Below are 19,439 nucleotides of genomic sequence, written 5' to 3'. Positions count from 1 at the left end.
ATATTAATCTTATGAAAAAAATTACATTATTAATTGCTTTATTTAGCTGTGTTCTTATTACGAATGCACAAACAGGACCAACAAAAACTTGGGTTACTGAGCCACCAACAACCATTACCCAAACAGAAGCTTTTGATATGGCCTCAACCTATGATGCTGGTGATGATGGTGCAGGTACAGATTACACTGTTTCATCGAATTACCAATATTCACTTCAAATATTACAAGCGTCAGATGGTAAATGGGTATGGAAAAGTGGTGTTTCTGATGCTGCTGCAAAAACAACACATTCTGGATCTTCTGCTGTTTCTATGACCATAGCTACTACTTTAGATACTTCTGCTGATTTACCTGATGGAGATCAATATTATATAAGAATAGGTTATCAAAACTCAAATGGTTCTTGGGCTAGTTATACAGAAGGTAATGATATACCTGTTACAGTTGTAGCACCTGCAGCTATTCCAAACCCACCAACAGTAACTTGGATTTCGCATCCTGAAAGTGGAAGTACTATGGAGCAAGGAAAAGCATATACTTTTTCTGCAAGTTATGATGCTGGAGACAATAATGCTAGTCCTTTAGAAGAGTATTTAGTTGGAGGAACAAATTCACTTCAATTACAATTTTCACTTGGTATAGCAGAAAATAATGTATGGATAGCTGGTCAAAATGATGATACTACTGGAGGTACTCATTCTGGTACTGCTTCAGTAGATTTTACAGTTGGTACAGTAAAAGGAGATGGAGTAACACCAATACTTACTTCTGCTGAATTACCTGATGGACAATCTTATGTATTAAGAGTTAGTTTTCAGAACTCAAATGATTCTTGGTCTAGTTATTCTACAGGAGCTCATATACCAATTGTAATAGTTGCACCAGTATTATCAACAAAAGATGTTAGTAAACCTAAATTAAAAGCTTTTTATAGCGCTGCTAAAAGTGCAGTTGTAGTTAGTGATCAGTTTGAAGGAGATTTTGCTATATTTAATGTATTAGGGCAAGCTGTATTAAAAGGTGAACTTACTCAAGAAATAAATGTAAGTTCTTTACAATCTGGCTTATATATTTTATCAACAGAAAGAGGTTCTATTAAGTTTGTAAAATAATTATCCTAGATTATAACTTACAAAAAAATACTATATATTTTAATGGTCGGAAAGTAATTTCGACCATTTTTTTGTTTTAAAATTTGTTCGTTTTTCTTCGGATGAAAAGTAAAAACCAAATATTATTCTTTGATGATTTTTAAGGTGATATTCTCGTTTTTAAGAAAGTAAACTCCACTAGCATAATCATTCAAATTAAAAGAAGTTTTATTAGACTTTAAAATGGTTCTACCAAAAACATCATAAATAATATAGTTTAATTCTTGATTTGTCTTAATGTGAAATATATTTTTTGACGGATTTGGATATACTTTAAAATCATCTTTTGTAATTGTATTTTCATCAACAGATAAAGAGCCAGTAAGTACATTTAAAGTTTTAGAAGTTTTAAAAATATTATCAGCATAGTTGCCATTTACAGATCTTATAATGGCATCAATTCTATATTCAGTAATAGCTAAAGGACTGTCTAAATTAATGGTAATTGAAACAGTTCCACTGCCTGTAGTTACTTTTGTTTTGTTGTTTTTAATAAAATCATTTGTGGCAGAATAGATTGCAACAACAATATCTCTATTGGCATAAGCAGTATAATCTACGTTAAAAGTAAGCGATTGTGTATCGTCTTGACCAACTTCATCAGTAAAAGTATTAAAAGCGGTAATTTCATTAACCTCCTCTTTTTCTAAAAATGATGGAACAACTAATTTTGCGCCAGCATTTAAAACTCGATTACCACCTTCTAAAGCACCAACATCAGGATTAGAAGAACTTGTAATTCCTGATATTACAACACCTGCATTTTTTGCTGATGATGCACTTTTTAGGGTAAAATCTCCATTTGCAGCATCAATAAAATGATCTTGTTCTGTACTTAATGGTAATTGCAAGTTATTCTCTGGATTAAAGTTGTAATTGTAATTTGCACAAGTGTTTGTGTACGTTGTAAAGTCGCTAGTATCAAAACTCGGACTTGGATTTAAAGTTACATATCCTTGAGAGCCTCCTGTAGCAGAAAGAATTTGTCTTACATAGCTTAAGCCAAATTCAGGGCCTTGTAAAAATATGTTATTTGCAAAATGACCATTTTCCATTCTACCAGTATTATAAGCTTCAGCAATGCCAAGTGCTTCCCAATTATCAATCTCAATATTCCAAATACCAATGTGTTTATCTACATTCCAAATGGTATTGTTGTAATAATTTACGGATTTGTACATTGCATTGTATCTTGGGCCTAAGTATAAAAATTCGCCAACTTTTTGTATGGTATGTGGGCCTGTGTAATTCTCTGCTTTTACATTATAAATTAAGTTGTGATGTGCAGTGTAATTCTCTGTATCTTCCATATAAAAAGCAGTTGCTTTTTGTTTATTATAATTACCATCAGAAACAGGAATTCCAGAAAAATCGTGAATTTTATTGTAAGCAATTTCGCTGCCTTTCATATCTAAAGCACCTATTTTACCTGTACTTGTAGCCTCTATTGGGCCTGCATCTTCACCCATTTGCATTGCACCATAAAAGTCGTTGTCTAGAATATCTATTTTAGCATCATTCCTCATTCTTAAATGAAAACGACCTTGATCTCCAAACGTGTTTTCTTTAATTAAAGTATTGTCTGATGTACAATAAATACTCGATGTAAAAACTCCTAAATAACCAATATTTTCTATGATGTTATTTTTTACAGTAACATCATTACCTTCATCAAAAGTAATGGCAGTTGCCCAAGTATTTGCTACGTAATTATTCTCGAAAATTAGGCTATTTTGATTTTCGAAATACAATCCTTTGTCTGTGGTTGTATTATCTCCATAACCTGTAGGTGTCCAAAAAGGATGTAAATATCGAAAACTACTATTTACAATTGTTATGGAAGATGAATTTTTTATTTCTGCATTACCAGCAACAAAATGAATACCATCAATAGTAAGATTTATAATATTATTGGCTACTAAAACTTGTTCTCGAACTTGTGCTTCTATATAATAATCGGCTATGGTTTTGTTGGCATCTATCATAAAATAGAGCTTGTTATTTTCTATAAACCATTCACCAGGAACATCTATTAAATTTTTATGCAAAACATAACCCCAACTAAACTTATGATTTCCATTTGCGATGGATGCATTATCTGTCCATTGGTTATTTGTGATTCCTTTAAAAGTAACAGAATTTGCTGTTGCAGATGTAACTGTACCTATTGCATAACGCCTCATTTTACCTGTTAATCCTCTAAAAATCCCTTCAGATAAATCTGTAGATGGAAAGTTAGCAACATCTTCTAAAGTTGCGTATCCGTTTGCAGAAGTGCCTGTATCTTTATACACGTTAGATAAAAGTGCATAACCACTATTAGCTTCTAAAGGGCGCATTCTTTTACCAGTGGTGTTATTAGGATGCCTGCCCATAAATTGCTCTTTACCATTTGCAAAAACCTGACTAAAATCTGTTTGAAAATTTAGGTGCGAAACATCTGCAACTTTAACTCCATTTGGCATTGTTAGAGCATCAGAAAAACCATTAATTACTTCTGCACCAGAAATTAAAACATACTCGTTTTCGTAATTAGAAATTTTAATATTGTTTTTGTTGATGTTAATTGTTTCTCTATAAATACCTTCGTGTATAATAATTTCATCGCCAGAATTGGCATTAGCAATAGCATCATTTATAGAATGTATTTTATTAGCATCTGGAGATTTTGTAACAGACCTCCAAGGGATTTCTAAAGCATATACGTGATGTGTTTCTTGACATTGTATAGTTGTTGAAAAAGCAAGAATTAAAGCTAAGCAAAAAAGTATTTTAGAGTATTTCAAAATTATCTTATTTGTCTTCTAAACTCCAAGTTCTAATGTATTTATACCTGGTAGATCTTTCCTCTAGTGTTTTGTTAAAACCATCATCTTCTGCATTACTTGGTAGGTTAAAATCGTAAGTTTCTATGGCTAATGTAATTGCCATTCCATCATTAAAAGGAGTAGGAGGATCTATTGAAAAAACCTTAACACCATCAAAATAAAAATGCAATTCTGTAGGCGATTCCCAAAAGAAACCATAAGTATGAAAATCGGCTTGAGGTTCAGCCTCACTAGCAGTTTTACCTTTGTTTATTGCAGGTAAACAAGAAGAAGAACGTTGTCTTGCAGTTGCATTAATTCCTGATCTAAAATTTACAGCAGTATTTTCGAACCAACCTTCTACAGGTAATTTGGTAACATAAGATCTTGTACCAATACTTTCTGTAACATCTAATTCTTTTTTAATAACAGTATTACAATCTGCATTTGGTGTAGACATCCAAAAAGTACCAGACATAATAGTTTCTGTGGTTTTCATTTTGGTTTCGCAAAAAGTGCCTGGCATTAATAGCGCTTCAGATCTAATTATTGCTCCTCCATGCGTCCAATTTTCTCCTTGTACTGTTTTTGGGCTTTCAAACTTTTCACCTTCCATCCAAAGTTCGCCGTTTTTAATCCTAATATTATCAGTTTCAAAAAGACCAGGGAATCTACCAATCCAACTAAAACGAGGTTCGTTATAAGGATCAGGATTCCATTTGTTTGTATCAATATTTTCTGAATCGCCTTCAAATTCATCAGTTAAAGTATCAACAAAAACCCAAGTTTTACCATCAGGAGTTGGGTCTGAACCAATAAAATAAGGTTTATCTTCTGCAGGTTCATCTCTAATAACGGTAACATTAAAACTACAAGTTGTGGTATTACCAGAAGCATCTGAGGCTTTAAAAGTATTTACAGTTGTTCCAACAGGAAATTCATCACCAGAAGAAAGCCCTTCAATTTGTGTTACAGTAACATTAGAAATATTATCAGTGCCAATTGGAATATCAAAATTAACGATTGCAACATTTTCTGTTGCGCTTATATTTTGAGTGATGTCTGCATTACAGTTTAAAACTGGTTTTATATTGTCTATCATTTCTGTATCTTCTGCTTTGCTGCAAGCAGATAATAAGATTATTAACGATAAAATAAAATACATAGTTTTAGTTTTTAGGTTCATTTTTTTATAATTTAATTATCCTCTAATTTCCAAGTTCTAACCCAATCGTAAGAAGTGCTTCTGTCTTCGAAAGAACCTGTCATTCCACCATCAGAAGGCACAGGGTTCCAATCGTAAGTTTCTACCACCAATCGTAAATACATTTGCAAATTAAATTCTGCTTTTGGTGTAACTGTATATACTTTTTTACCATCTAAATAAAAGTCTATTTCTGTGGCGCTTTTCCACCAAGCAGCGTAAACGTGATAATCGTCGTAAGCTTTGCCACCAATATTTACGTGGTCACCTACAGAACCTTCTGGAGTTGTGGTGCAAGAAGTATTTCTGCTATGTGTATTAGAACCCATTTCTTCATCTTTATCAGCTGTCCAACTTTCTGTGGATGTAATTTGGCCCACACATTCTTGTATGTCTAATTCTGTGGTTCTTTTATCGCAACCACTAGCATCATTTCTATCGTTTATCAACCAAAAAGTAGAAGACATAAAAGTTTTACTAGATTTCATTCTAGCTTCAAAATAATGACCAACTCTAATAGAATTGATAGATGTAATATTAGAACCTGCGTGTGTAAATGTGTTTCCGTTTACAACTTCTGGACTTGGTAAAATATCTGCTGTTAGTTTTAAACTTCCTTCACTTTGTGAAACTGTATTTTTTTTGAATAAACCTGGTGCTCTTCCAATCCATTTATTAGGATCTGTGTTTTTCCATTTGGTTTCATCTAATTCATCTGTGTTAAATTCATCTGATAAATTTTCAACTTTTGTCCATTTTTTGTTGGCAGGCGTTGGGTTTTCATCAATAAAATATGGAACATTGTCGTTTGCAGCATTTTTGGTAATTATTACATTAAAACTACAAATAGTAGAATTGCCAGCAATATCTGTGGCTTTAAAAGTATTGGTAGTTGTACCTTCTGGAAAACTTTCGCCAGAAGCTAAACCCTCAATTTGTGTGGTGTTAGAACCAAAATTATCTACACCTTTTGGAGTTTCGTAAGTTACAACAATACTGTTTTCGTAACTTTCTATAGTTAATACAACATCATCTGGGCAATTTAAAACAGGACTCTCTGTATCAATTTCTTCAGGTTCGTCTTTACTGCAACCAAAATGAATAATTAACATAAAAAAGGATAAAAATAGATAGGTATATTTTTTTGTATTCATTTGTTTTATAATTGATTAAGGTTGATGTTTGATGTGAAACAAAAGGGAGATTTCTCTATAATGAAACAGAAAAACCTCTTTTTAAATTTCGCTAAACTGTTTGTAAGTAATAGTTAAAAGTTTTTTTATTATTATAACTCAATTTAGTATCTATCAAATTTAAAATTAGAATAGTTTATGGTATATAACAGATGTTTATTTTAGGAAATCATATTGTCTTTTTATAAATTATTTATTGATTTATAGTAATTTGACTTTGATCTATTACATAATTAAAGAATTCAGTTTGTTGAAAAATTAGAAATTAGCGTATAAAAAGAAACCCTAATTATTTAAAATTAGGGTTATTATCAATAGAGTTTTTTAAGAATTATAAAACGATTTTTATTTTTTTATTTTCTTTAAAATCGATTAAATCATTTGGTTTTATTTCCGTTTTCCAAACATAAATCTTTTCCAAGCTTTTCATTTCTGATAAACTTTTTAAGCTCGCTTTTGTAACTTTACTATTGTATAGGTTAATGCTATTAAGTTTGGTGAGCTTTGTAATCTCTTTTATACCTTCATCCGTAATTGGGTTGTTACTTAAAACTAATTTTTGAAGATTGTTAAAAGAACTTAATGTATTTAGATGATTATTATTGATGAAATTGTCTTCTAAAGATAACCACAATATATGCTCTTTTATTTGAGCTAATTTTTGTAATTTTTTATCAATTTCGGTTTTATTTGCTTCTTTAATAGTTTTTGAAGGTAATACAACATCATATAAATTAGATTCAAAAACGAGCTCTCTTATTTGGAAACCTTCTGATTTTAAATCGTTTAAAATTGTAGCATCAACTGCACTTAATTTTGCTAATGTAGTTTTAGAATCTTCGCTTAAACCTAAAATATTAGAAGCTGTTTTTAAAATGTTTTCTGGTGATTCTATGGCACCCATTTTTGTACTAAAATTAGCATCTGTTTGATTGATCCAAAACGTAAGAATGGCAATTTCTTCTTCTGTTAAAGGTGTTTTACCTTCTGGAGGCATAAAATCATCATGATGTGGTTTTAATAAAACACGGCGAATTAATTCAGATTTAGTTGCATCACCAGCTACTAAAACAGCCCCATTTTTACCACCATTAATAATCGAAATACTATCATGTAGCATTAAGCCTCCTTTTCTTTTATCAGAATTATGACAGCTAGTACATTTATTTTCTAAAATAGGATCTACCAAGTTTGTATAAATAACTGCATCTTCTATTTTGGTGATTTTTTCAGCAACTTGTTCTTCTTTTTGGCCAAAAGGTGCGTATTTGGTTAAATAGTCACTTCCATGTGTTAAATTTCCTCCATAATGACCTGTAACACTCAATAAAATAACAATTAAAGCTAAGCTAGAAATGTTAGTTTTAATGGCTTTAGAACTATTAAATTTTATTTTATCGATTCTAATTAACCAAGCAACAAAAGCAATAATAGTTGTGGCAATACCAAACCAAAAATGTGTGTCTAAAGCAGCCTCACTATAATCTCCACTTAAAGATAACATATACCCTAAAACACAGGCAACCACAGCACTCATTGCTCCACAAAATAAAGCCAAAGGAATACCTTTTGTAAAAGTTGTATCCTTTTTAATTTTACTATAGATTTCTAAAACAAATGCAAAAAATAAAAAACCAATAGGTAAGTGCACCACAAGTGGATGAAATCTTCCTAAAAATAAGACAAAGTCTGATGCTTCATTCATAATAAAATACTAGATTATATTCTTTCTAATTTATAAGGTGTAGAATGATTTGCATTCCATTGACAGATGTATAGATTTTTATCTTCATCTACACAAACATCATGACCATGTAAAATTGGTTTTTCTTTTAATTGATAAGATTTTTGTAAAGTACCATCTTTATAGATTGGTTCAGTTCCTCCAGGATTAGAAACTACTTTATCACCTTCCATAATAGTTACAAAACCAGTGTGATCTTTCCAGTTTGTTTTGCCAACCTTGGGTTGAGACCAGCAAACACCTGCATAAAGGTTGTTGTCATCTATAACAGGTCTACATACTTGCATATTTGGCAAATGTAATGTCTTAACATATTTACCATCTAAAGTGTACCATTTAAAAGATTGTTCATTTCTAGAAGTACATACCACTAGCGGATTGTTTTTGTCTCTATAATCTATTGCTACACCATGTGCATTAGAAAGTTTATATCTTTCGTCAGTATTATTTTTACCACCCCAATGACGAATATATTTTCCATTGGCATCATATTGAATAATATAATCCATACCATAACCATCAGCAACATAAATATCGCCATTAGGACCTATAGCAGTTTCTGTTGGGCAAAATGGGTCTCCAGGTTTGTAAACACCAATTGTTTGTGGGTGGCCAATATCAAAAATTACTCTTCCATCAACAGTGGTTTTTGCAACACGACCATTGTGTTTTACCATTTTATTATTCTTGCCTTGTGCCCAGCCAGAATCTGTAATGTAAAGCATATCTTCCCCACCTTCATTATGAAGTGTTAGTCCATGACCACCTTGATACGCAGTGCCCCAGTAATCTAATAGCTTACCAGATTTGTCAAAAATTAAAACATTATTTTGTGGGTGATCTCCAATCATAATCAATCTTCCTTTACTGTCCATAACCATTTCATGGCAATTGAGTAATGGAATTCTAGTAGAACTTATTTGAGCCCAATTTTTAACCAATTTATATTGATAATCTCCATGGCCTAAAATAGTATCTGTTTCATTTAATAAATGATTTGAATCTTCTTTTTTTGTTATAATTGATGGTCCAATAGCAGACGAAGAAGTAACCAAAGCCGCACTTGCTAAACCTGCCTTTTTTATAAAATTTCTTCTAGATGACATAAATTTCTTTTTAAGTTAATAGGTCTTTTACAACATGACCATGCACATCTGTTAATCTAAAACGCCTTCCTTGATGTTTAAAAGTTAATCTTTCATGATCTATACCAAAGAGGTGTAAAAGTGTGGCGTGAAAATCATGTACATGTACTGGGTCTTTGGTTACATTGTAACTAAAATCATCAGTTTCTCCGTAAGTAAAACCGGGTTTAACACCAGCACCTGCCATCCACATTGTAAAGGCTTTTGGATGATGATCTCTACCATAATTCTTATCTGTTAATTGACCTTGAGAGTAAACTGTTCTACCAAATTCGCCACCCCAAACCACAAGTGTATCATCTAACATACCACGTTGTTTTAAATCTTTAATTAAAGCGGCTGTACCTTGATCTGTTTTTTTACATTGATTTCTTAAACCTCCAGGACAAGCTACGTGTTGATCCCATCCTTGGTGATAAATTTGTACAAATTTTACGCCTTTTTCTAATAACTTTCTTGCCATTAAACAGTTGGCTGCATAAGTACCAGAATTTCTACTGTCTTTACCATACATTTCAAAAATATGATCTGGCTCATCTGATGTATCTGTAACTTCTGGTACAGAGGTTTGCATTTTGTAAGCCATTTCGTATTGTTTCATTCTAGCTTGGATTTCTGGATCACCATATGCATCATGCTGTATTGAATTTAAATCTCCTAAATATTCTAACATTTTTTTACGATCATTACCATCGTAATTATCAGGATTATTTAAGTATAAAACTGGGTCTTTACCAGATCTAAATTGTACTCCTTGGTGTTCTGTTGGTAAAAATCCATTACCCCATAAACTTGCGTTTAAAGGTTGTCCTTTTCCGTTTTTTGATACTAAAGTGATAAACGTTGGTAAATTTTCATTATCAGAACCCAAACCATAACTTAACCAAGATCCAATAGATGGTCTACCAGGTAATTGATGCCCAGTTTGAAAAAAGTTAATGGCAGGTGTATGGTTAATTTGATCAGTTTGCATCCCCTTAATAAAACACAAATCATCTACAATTTCTGCTGTATGTGGCATTAATTCACTTACCCAAGCTCTAGATTCTCCATATTGTTTAAAGTTGAATAAAGAAGGTGCAATTGGTAAGGTAGATTGGCTACCGCTCATACCAGTTAAACGCGTTTTACCAATTACAGATTTAGGTAAATCTTGCCCAAACATATCAACCAATTTGGGTTTGTAATCAAATAAATCCATTTGAGAAGGTCCACCACTTTGAAACAAATAAATAATTCGTTTTGCCTTTGGTAAATGATGAGGTAAACCTAATCTGTTTTTATTGTAATTATTTAAAATATCTTCTGGACTAGCAGCAGGATTACCAATAGTACTCCAAGCTTTTTCTGTATTTAAAAGACTACCTAATGCTAATGCACCTAAACCTAAAGATGTTTTCTTTAAGAAGTTTCTTCTGTCAATTTGTTTTTCAACACTTTGTAAATCTTTATTATTAGATTTTAAAATATCATGATGATCGCACATAAATCTATTTTTTAGTTCTAAATTATCGTTTTGTTATAAAAGCATCAGAATTAATAATTGTTGATGCTACTACTGCATTTGCAGCAACTAAAGCCTTATCATCTTCAGGATTAATTTTGTATTCTCCTAAGCTAATCCAACCTTCTGCTTTACCTTTGTTTTTTTGAAATTTTTCTAGTTCTGTTTTCTGTAAGTTTACTAGAATGTTTAATTCTAAAGGCTTTATAGTTCTACCTGTTAGTTTTTTAAAAGTTACAGAGATACCTTCATCAATATCTTTATAATTGATCATTTTTTTACCTAAAACACGTGCAGCTTCCACAAATGTTGGGTCGTTTAATAATACCAATGCTTGTAAAGGTGTGTTGGTTTCTTGTCTTCTTGTGGTACATAAATCTCTTGTTGGTGCATCAAAAGTTGCAATGGTTGGGTGTGGCACCGTTCTTTTCCATATGGTGTACATACTTCTTCTGTATAACTCATCACCAGAACTTGGTAAGTACGTATCTCCATTTACTTTCCATAAACCTGGTGGTTGGTATGGGCTTACGCTTTCTCCTCCAATTTTACGATTTAATAAACCAGATGCAAATAATGCGTTATCTCTTAACATTTCTCCAGATAAACGTTTTGCTGGTCCTCTTGCTAAAAATTTATTCTCTTTATCCATTGCCAATAATTCTTTGCTGGCAATACTAGATTGTTGGTAGGTGTTAGACATCAATATTAATTTGTGCAATGCTTTTACATCCCAACCAGATTCCATAAATTTTAGAGCTAACCAGTCTAATAATTTTGGATGACTTGGTAATTCTCCTTGATTACCAAAATCTTCGGATGTTTTTACCAAACCTCTACCAAAAATATTTTGCCAATATCTGTTTACAGTAACTCTTGCTGTTAAAGGGTTGTCTTTGTGCATAATCCATTTTGCTAAACCAATTCTGTTTTTAGGTAAATTATCTGGAAAAGGAAAAATACGTTCTGGCACATTTGGAAAAACAGAATCTGTAGGCGAATCATATTGACCTCTGTCTAAAACATAGGCTTGTCTTGGTGTTTCCATTTCTTTCATCACCATAATTTGTTTTACAGGTTCTGTACTATCTGTTAATGCAATTCTTTTTTCTTCTAAGTTTTTAAGCACCTTTTTATAATCCGAAGAAAAATTAGACAAATAGTATTGATTTAATTGTGTTTTTTCTGATGCAGTTAAATTATTATAAGGTGTATGTTTAATGGTCTGTAATTTCTCTTTATCAGCAATTTGTAAAACTTCAATATCACTCAATTCTTTATCAAAAACCAATAAATTATCTATAGTTGCACCATTTATTCCTTTACCCCTCCAAACAGCACCAATTCTTAAACCCGGCTCAATTTTAGGGCTATTTCTACCATACATTTGAAAACCGTGAAAGATGATGTCTTTGTATAAGTTGTCGTAATGAGTTTTTGTTTCTAACCTTTCTCCATCTAAGAATATTTTAATTCCGTTTGCTTTACTAGAACCATCATAAGTCATAGTTAATTGCACCCATTTTTCTTTAGGAATCTCTTTAATGGATTCTACAACAATAGCATTATCTGGCCAAACATGTGCTAATAAAGCTTCTATTTTATTGTCTTTAATTTTTAAATGATAACCTCTAAAATTATGTAATTCTGGGCTATTCATTTTATGAAAAATTACACCTGTTTCTAAATCCTTTGGTATAAAAACATCTATACCAATAGAAAAAGATTCACTTCTTTTATAAATACCTATTTTGTCTAAATCTAGCCAAGTATCACCATCCATATAAAGACCTTTTCCTTGAGAGCCTTTTTTGAAAATAGGTTTTTCATTGTCAACAAATTGCTGACGCATTCTTATTTTGTTTTTTCCATTTCCGCCAACTTTGTTTATCAGTTTTTTATTATCAAAATTAAAAGCAGCAATTAATCCTTTAGGTTTTTGATTGCTAGAAATGTTTTTATAACCTTGGTTAGCCATCCATTTTTCTGCGCTTGTATTTTCTTTAACTTTAGTTACCTTTAGTTCATTTTCAGAGTCATCAACTAAAGTTTCTAAATAATTTAAAACTTCTTCTTGCTCTTTTGTAGGCAACATCATTGCTGGTACAGGAGTTGCTAAATCCCAAGGTATAAGTCCGGTTTCATCAACATTATTAAAGAAACTGTACATTTCGAAATGATCTTTTTGAGAAATAGGATCGTATTTATGATCATGGCATTTTGCACAAGCTACAGTTAAGCCTAAAAACGCTTGCCCCACAGTTGCAGTTCTGTCTGAAACGTATTCAGATCTAAATTCTTCATCAATAATACCACCTTCTAAATTCTGCGGATGTAATCTGTTAAAAGTAGTTGCTAATTTTTGCTCACGAGTTGCATTTGGCAACATATCTCCAGCCAATTGCCACAACACAAATTCATCATAAGGCATATTGTTATTGAAGGATTTTATAACCCAATCTCGCCAAGGAGAAACATCTCTAAATTTATCTACACTATAACCATGAGTATCTGCATAACGAGATAAATCCATCCAATCTAAAGTACGTTGCTCACCATAAGCACTGGTTGCAATTAATCTGTCTATTTGTTTTTCGTAAGCGTTTGTTGAATTGTCTTTTAAAAATGCGTCAATTTCTTCGCTTGTAGGTGGTAACCCTGTTAAATCTAAAGAAGCTCTTCTTAATAAAAGTTCTTTATCTGCTTTTTTTGAAGGTTCTAAACCATTGTTTTCTAATTCTTCTAATACAAAATTATCGATAGCATTTGCTACTAATTCTTCTTTTTCAACTTCAGGTACTTCGCTTTTTTCGGGTTTAATAAATGCCCAATGTTCTTTGTATTCTGCACCTTCTTCTATCCATTTTACTAAAACAGCTTTTTCATAATTGCTTAAAGTTAGGTGAGAACCTGGCTCTGGCATTATTAATTTAGGATCGTCTGTTACAATACGATGATAAAATTCGCTTTTTTTAAGATTTTTAGGAACAATAGCAAATTTACCTGGTGTTTCTGATAATTCTGCATACGCAACTTCTGCAGAATGTAATTGTAAACCTCCTTTAATATTTCCTTTATCTGGGCCATGACATAAAAAACATTTATCAGATAAAATAGGTTTTACACTTTGATTAAAGTCTATTTTTTTGGGTAGTTTTTCATATTCTACAGCAACAGCTTCAGGTAAATCTGGTCCACAAGAGCTGAATAATAATATTCCAACAAGTACTAAAAATAATCTCATTTTTTATTTCCTTAAAAAGTGATAGCGTACAAATGTAATTCTTCAGTTAAATAAAAAAGCTATTCAAATCAGACTAAAAAATGCTCATTTCCGATATTTGTGTTTTTTATGTTAATTTTAATCTTAAATTTATCTTGTTTTAATAAAAAATGTTTTTAATGAATGAGCTGTTTTCTTTTTTAAAATTAAGTATGCTACATGTGGGGTATGCTAAGCTAGATCATAGATGGGGTTTTAAAAATGTAATAAGTCCTTTTGTGCGTTTATTCCTTGTTACTAAGGGAAGTGCGTATGCAGAGTATGCAGGTAAATCTTTTGAGTTAAAGCCCGGTTTTATGTATTTAATACCTAGTTTTATGTATAATGATTATAGGTGCAATGATTATCATGAGCAGTATTATACTGGTTTTTTTGAAGAAATTAAATTAGGGATGTCTGTGTTTAATCAAAAAAAAACAAAATATGTAGTAAAAGCAAATGATACAGATTACGACTTGTTTAAAAGGTTGGTTTCAATTAATCCTAGTAAATCTATAAAAGATAGTAATCCTGTAATACATATTAATAGAGATTTACAAGGGTATAAAAACTCTAAAAAAAGAAGTATACAGCACATTATAGAAACAGAAGCAATCTTAACAATATTGTTTTCTAGATTTATAGAAAACACAGATATTATTGCTGATAAAAGTTCTTTTAAAGGCGATTTAAATAGAGTGCTTATTTATATAGCCAAGCATTTAGAAGAAGAGTTAACTGTAGCAGATTTGGCAAGTTATTGTAATTTAAGTACAGATCATTTTTCAAAATCTTTTTTTCTAAAATTTAATATGAAACCCAACAAATATATTCAGCTAAAAAGAATCGAAAGGGCTCAATTTTTACTTTTAACTACCAATGATTCTTTGTTGCAAATAGCCGAAAATGTGGGTTTAAAAAGCTTGTCTTATTTTTCGAAAAAATTTAAAGAAAAAGTAGGATTAAGTCCGGCAAAATTTAGAAAAGAACAACTTAAATTATAGCAGATGTTAAACCCTTATCAATCTTTAAAATTAAAATTATTAAATTTTGGCTATGATAAATTAGATCATAGGTGGGATTTTAACAATGTAATTAGTCCGTTTACAAGGTTGTATTATATTACAAAAGGGAGCGCTTATGTGTATCATCATCATACTAAAATACAGCTCTTGCCTGGTTATTTGTATTTAATACCAAGTTATACCTACAGTAGTTATAAATGTAATTTAAGTCATGAACAATACTACATCAGTTTTTTTGAAGAGTTTGGTACAGGTTTATCAATTTTTAATTTTGTAAGTTTTAATTATCGAGTTAAGGCCACTAGAACAGATGAACTTTATTTTAGAAAACTATTAGAATTAAACCCAAATAGAGCTTTGGTAAATAATAATCCAGAATATTATGATAAATACCAAATGCTTATGGAGTTTGAAGAACGAAATGAAGAATTGAGCATTAGTAATTATTTAGAAACCCACGCAATTTTAAAAATTTTACTTTCTAGGTTTGTAGATTCTCAAGAGTCTTTAGAAAATACCAAGAACACAAATTTAGATGATGTATTAACTTATATTTCAAAAAACTTGCATCATAACTTAAATGTATCTGTTTTGGCAGATTATTGCAATTTGAGTAAAGATCATTTTTCTCGAGTTTTTAAAAAACAATATCATATAAGGCCAAGTAAGTATATTCAAAATATGCTAACAGAAAGAGCGATGTTATTATTAATAACAACAAGGTATTCTTTTGAGGAGATTGCTACAAAATTGGGTTTCGAAAACTACAATTATTTTATTCGATTTTTTAAATTACATGTAAAAAAAACACCCAAAGAATTTAGAAAAGAGCATGTTACAATTTAGTACAGTTTTTGTCAAGTTGCTTTTTCTTAATAAATAATCTTCTTTATTTACATTTAAACTTTAATACAATAAGACAGCAAAATTTATTTTGAATTGTTCATCTATTATAGATTAAAGGCTATTTGTTATTTGTATTAAAATGAATAAAAACGAAATTTGTTTGTCATCTTGTATGACTTCAAAATAAAATAGGAAATTTAAATTCGAATAAAATGAGAGCAACACAATATGAGGGTAATAAAACCTTTAGTGTCTTAGAAAAAGAAATTACTGAACCACAACCAAGTGAAGTTAGAATAAAAGTAGCTTATGTTGGTGTTTGTGGTACAGATGTGCATATTTATCATGGTATGATGGATAAGAGAGTTTCTATGCCAGAAACAATTGGTCATGAAATGTCTGGAGTTATAGATGCAGTTGGTGCAGGTGTAACCGATTTTTCTGTTGGCGAAAAAGTAGTTGTTAGACCTTTAGATGATAGAAAAGTGAAAGCATCAGACAAAGGATTTAATCATATTTGCGAAGAATTAAAATTTATTGGTATAGATAGTCCAGGAGCAATGCAACAGTATTGGAATGTTCCTGCATTTACACTTCACAAATTAAAAGAAACTACAGATTTAAAATTAGCAGCTTTAATAGAGCCTTTATCAGTAGCAGCGCATGATGTACGTTTAAGCGGATTAGTAGAAGGAGAAACTGCTGTAGTTTTAGGTGGCGGACCAATTGGTTTATTAGTAGCTATGGTTGCTAAAGAAACTGGTGCTCAAGTAATAATTTCTGAAGTAAACCCAAAAAGAATTGCAAAAGCAAAAGAATTAGGTTTCGATGCTGTAAGCCCTATTGATATAGATTTAATAGCTTATGTAAAAGAAAAAACAGATGGTCGCTTAGCAGATGTGGTTTTTGAAGTTGCTGGTGTACAACCTGCTTTAGATGTTATGACAGAGCTTGCTGGTATAAGAGGTAGAATTGTAATGGTGGCTATTCATGGAGAAAAAAAGCCAGTAGATTTATTTAAATTTTTCTGGAAAGAATTAAAATTGATAGGAGCCAGAGTGTATGAAAAAGAAGACTATGAAAAATCAATTCAATTAATTACGGCAAACGAATTGCCTTTCGAAGAAATGATTACAGATGTGCAACCATTAAGTAACATTCAACAAGTTTTTGAAAATATAGATAATAATCCTGACGGATTAAAAGTATTAATGGATTGTCAATTATAAAAAATATTGTTAAAGCGTGTAATTGTTTTAAGAGTTACTCGCTTTAATGCTTAATAAATAAACATATTAAAAATGAGTATTTTAAATACATTTAGTTTAGAAGGTAAAACAGCTTTAGTAACAGGTTGTAAAAGAGGAATAGGAAAAGCAATGGCAATAGGTTTAGCAGAAGCTGGTGCTAATATTATTGGTGTTTCTGCTTCATTAGAATCGTCAGGTTCTGATGTAGAAAAAGAAGTAACCTCTAGAGGTAAAAACTTTAGCGCTTATCAATGTGATTTTTCTGATAGAAAAGCACTATATAAATTTATAGCTGATGTAAAAGCAGATCATCCACAGATAGATATTTTGGTAAATAATGCAGGTACTATTTTAAGAGCTCCAGCAGCAGAGCATCCAGATGAAATGTGGGATAAAGTAATAGAAGTAAACCAAAATGCACAATTTATTTTAACCAGAGAAATTGGTAAAGAAATGGTAGCAAGAGAATCTGGTAAAATTATTTTTACAGCATCTCTATTAACTTTTCAAGGGGGAATTACAGTACCAGGTTATGCAGCAAGTAAGGGAGCTATAGGTCAAATGACAATGGCATTTGCTAATGAGTGGGCAGGTAAAGGCGTAAATGTAAACGCAATAGCACCAGGTTATATTGCTACAGATAATACAGAAGCATTAAGAAATAATCCAGAAAGAGCAGAATCAATTTTATCTAGAATACCTGCAGGCAGATGGGGTAATCCAGAAGATTTTGCTGGGCCAACTGTGTTTTTAGCATCAGATGCTGCAGCTTATATGAATGGATCAATCATCCTTGTAGATGGTGGATGGATGGGTAGATAATCAATCAACTAAAAAAATAAAATCAAAATGGCAGAAATTAAAGAATACCAATTATTTATTGATGGAGAATGGAAAACTTCTACATCAGGAGAAACTATAGATATCATTAGTCCATCAACAGAAGAAGTTGTTGCAAAAGTTCAAAACGGAACAGCAGAAGAAGCAACAGAAGCTTTAAATGCTGCTGATGTGGCTCAAAAAGAATGGAAAAAATTACCTGCTAGAAAAAGAGCAGAATATCTATATGCTTTTGCAGATGAAATTGAAGCAAATACAGAATATTTAGCCGAAATTTTAACAAAAGAGCAAGGTAAACTTTTAAAAGTAGCACGTTTTGAGGTTGCTGTAACTGCATCATTTATAAGATATGCAGCAGAAGGTGCAAGAAGAATAGAGGGTGATATTATTCCTTCTGATAATCCGAACGAACAAATCTGGATTCAAAAAGTACCAAGAGGAGTTGTAGTTGCAATTACAGCATGGAATTTTCCATTGGCATTAGCAGGTCGTAAATTAGGACCTGCTTTGGTTGCGGGAAATACAATTGTAATTAAACCAACTTCAGAAACACCAATATCTACACTTGAGTTAGGTAATATTGCCAACAAAGTTGGGATACCAAAAGGAGTTATTAATATTCTTACAGGGCCAGGTAGAGCAATGGGTAATGCATTAGTAGAGAACCCAATAACTAAAATGGTAACTATGACAGGTTCTACACCTGTTGGTCAGCAAATTGCAAGAAATGCAGCAGATAATTTAACGCATGTTCAGTTAGAATTAGGAGGTAAAGCACCATTTATTGTATTCGAAGATGCAGATATAGATGCAGCTGTAGAGTCTGCTTTACATTCTCGTTTTGATAATTGTGGTCAAGTTTGTACTTGTAACGAACGTATGTATGTTCATGAAGGTATTTACGATGTTTTTATGGAAAAATTTATTGCGGCTACAAAAGCAATTAAGGTTGGCGACCCAATGTTAGAAGAAACTGATATGGGGCCAAAAGTAAATGCATCAGAATTAAAACATATGGAGCATTTAGTAAAAGTTTCTTTAGAAGAAGGTGCAACTTTAGCTACAGGTGGTAAAAGACCAGAAGGTGCAGCATTCGAAAAAGGATTTTGGTTTGAGCCAACTGTTTTAACAGATGTTACTCAAGATATGACAATTGTACATGAAGAATCTTTTGGGCCAATTTTACCAGTTTTAAAATTCAAAACCTTTGAAGAGGTAATTGGTTATGCCAATGATTGTGAATATGGTTTAGCTGCAATGGTTTTTACTAATGATATGAGTACCATTATGAAATGTAATGATGAGTTAGAATATGGCGAAATCTATGTAAATAGAGGTCATGGAGAGCAGCATCAAGGTTTCCATAATGGATATAAATTATCAGGTTCTGGAGGTGAAGATGGTAAATACGGATTTGAGCAGTATTTAGAAAAGAAAACTTTTTACATCAGACACAAAGCTTAATTTA

The 19,439-nt window shown here is 31.5% G+C and carries 13 protein-coding genes; 6 read left to right on the top strand and 7 right to left on the bottom strand.

Going from position 1 to position 19,439, the window contains the following annotated elements; all coding sequences use genetic code 11:
- Window positions 1-11 precede the first annotated feature (11 nt).
- On the top strand, window positions 12-1,112 hold the full coding sequence (locus BW723_RS04080) for a T9SS type A sorting domain-containing protein (protein ID WP_068361920.1): 1,101 nt from the start codon (window positions 12-14) through the stop codon (window positions 1,110-1,112).
- Between the two features lie 122 nt (window positions 1,113-1,234).
- Here BW723_RS04080 and BW723_RS04075 read toward each other — a convergent pair whose 3' ends face one another.
- From BW723_RS04075 to BW723_RS04045, 7 genes are all read right to left on the bottom strand, one after another.
- Complete coding sequence (locus tag BW723_RS04075; RefSeq protein ID WP_068361923.1) at window positions 1,235-3,937, bottom strand: T9SS type A sorting domain-containing protein; 2,703 nt, start codon at window positions 3,935-3,937, stop codon at window positions 1,235-1,237.
- 7 nt (window positions 3,938-3,944) lie between these two features.
- Window positions 3,945-5,144 (bottom strand): HYR domain-containing protein, encoded by a 1,200-nt coding sequence (locus tag BW723_RS04070; protein WP_068361926.1) that lies wholly within the window; start codon window positions 5,142-5,144, stop codon window positions 3,945-3,947.
- 11 nt (window positions 5,145-5,155) lie between these two features.
- Entirely contained in the window at window positions 5,156-6,316 is a 1,161-nt protein-coding gene (locus BW723_RS04065; protein ID WP_083139770.1) for an HYR domain-containing protein, read from the bottom strand.
- Window positions 6,317-6,686: 370 nt separating this feature from the next.
- Window positions 6,687-8,060: a DUF2231 domain-containing protein gene (locus BW723_RS04060; RefSeq protein WP_068361929.1), complete on the bottom strand. Its 1,374-nt coding sequence runs from the start codon at window positions 8,058-8,060 to the stop codon at window positions 6,687-6,689.
- A gap of 14 nt (window positions 8,061-8,074) precedes the next feature.
- Window positions 8,075-9,205, bottom strand: a complete 1,131-nt coding sequence (locus BW723_RS04055) for a twin-arginine translocation signal domain-containing protein (protein WP_068361932.1) — start codon at window positions 9,203-9,205, stop codon at window positions 8,075-8,077.
- A 10-nt stretch (window positions 9,206-9,215) separates the two neighbouring features.
- Window positions 9,216-10,730, bottom strand: coding sequence for a DUF1501 domain-containing protein (locus tag BW723_RS04050; protein WP_068361935.1), 1,515 nt, complete (start codon window positions 10,728-10,730; stop codon window positions 9,216-9,218).
- A gap of 22 nt (window positions 10,731-10,752) precedes the next feature.
- Window positions 10,753-13,992 carry a DUF1553 domain-containing protein gene (locus tag BW723_RS04045; protein ID WP_068361938.1) on the bottom strand — a complete coding sequence of 1,080 codons (3,240 nt, stop codon included), beginning with the start codon at window positions 13,990-13,992 and terminating at the stop codon, window positions 10,753-10,755.
- Between the two features lie 158 nt (window positions 13,993-14,150).
- Between BW723_RS04045 and BW723_RS04040 the strand changes: the two genes are divergently transcribed.
- The 5 genes from BW723_RS04040 (at window position 14,151) to aldA (ending at window position 19,435) form a co-directional block, all read left to right on the top strand.
- A complete protein-coding gene (locus BW723_RS04040; RefSeq protein ID WP_068361941.1) occupies window positions 14,151-15,014 on the top strand; it encodes an AraC family transcriptional regulator in 864 nt (287 codons plus the stop codon).
- A 3-nt stretch (window positions 15,015-15,017) separates the two neighbouring features.
- The gene (locus BW723_RS04035; RefSeq protein ID WP_068361945.1) at window positions 15,018-15,881 is read left to right on the top strand and encodes a helix-turn-helix domain-containing protein; all 864 of its coding nucleotides are present in this window, start codon (window positions 15,018-15,020) and stop codon (window positions 15,879-15,881) included.
- A 212-nt stretch (window positions 15,882-16,093) separates the two neighbouring features.
- Window positions 16,094-17,110, top strand: a complete 1,017-nt coding sequence (locus BW723_RS04030; RefSeq protein WP_068361948.1) for a zinc-dependent alcohol dehydrogenase — start codon at window positions 16,094-16,096, stop codon at window positions 17,108-17,110.
- 78 nt (window positions 17,111-17,188) lie between these two features.
- Complete coding sequence (locus BW723_RS04025) at window positions 17,189-17,953, top strand: SDR family oxidoreductase (protein ID WP_175335422.1); 765 nt, start codon at window positions 17,189-17,191, stop codon at window positions 17,951-17,953.
- Between the two features lie 27 nt (window positions 17,954-17,980).
- Window positions 17,981-19,435, top strand: coding sequence for an aldehyde dehydrogenase (gene aldA, locus BW723_RS04020; protein ID WP_068361954.1), 1,455 nt, complete (start codon window positions 17,981-17,983; stop codon window positions 19,433-19,435).
- Window positions 19,436-19,439: the final 4 nt, after the last annotated feature.

Source organism: Polaribacter reichenbachii (assembly GCF_001975665.1).
Taxonomy (GTDB): domain Bacteria; phylum Bacteroidota; class Bacteroidia; order Flavobacteriales; family Flavobacteriaceae; genus Polaribacter; species Polaribacter reichenbachii.
This window is presented reverse-complemented; position numbering and strand designations above follow the sequence as displayed.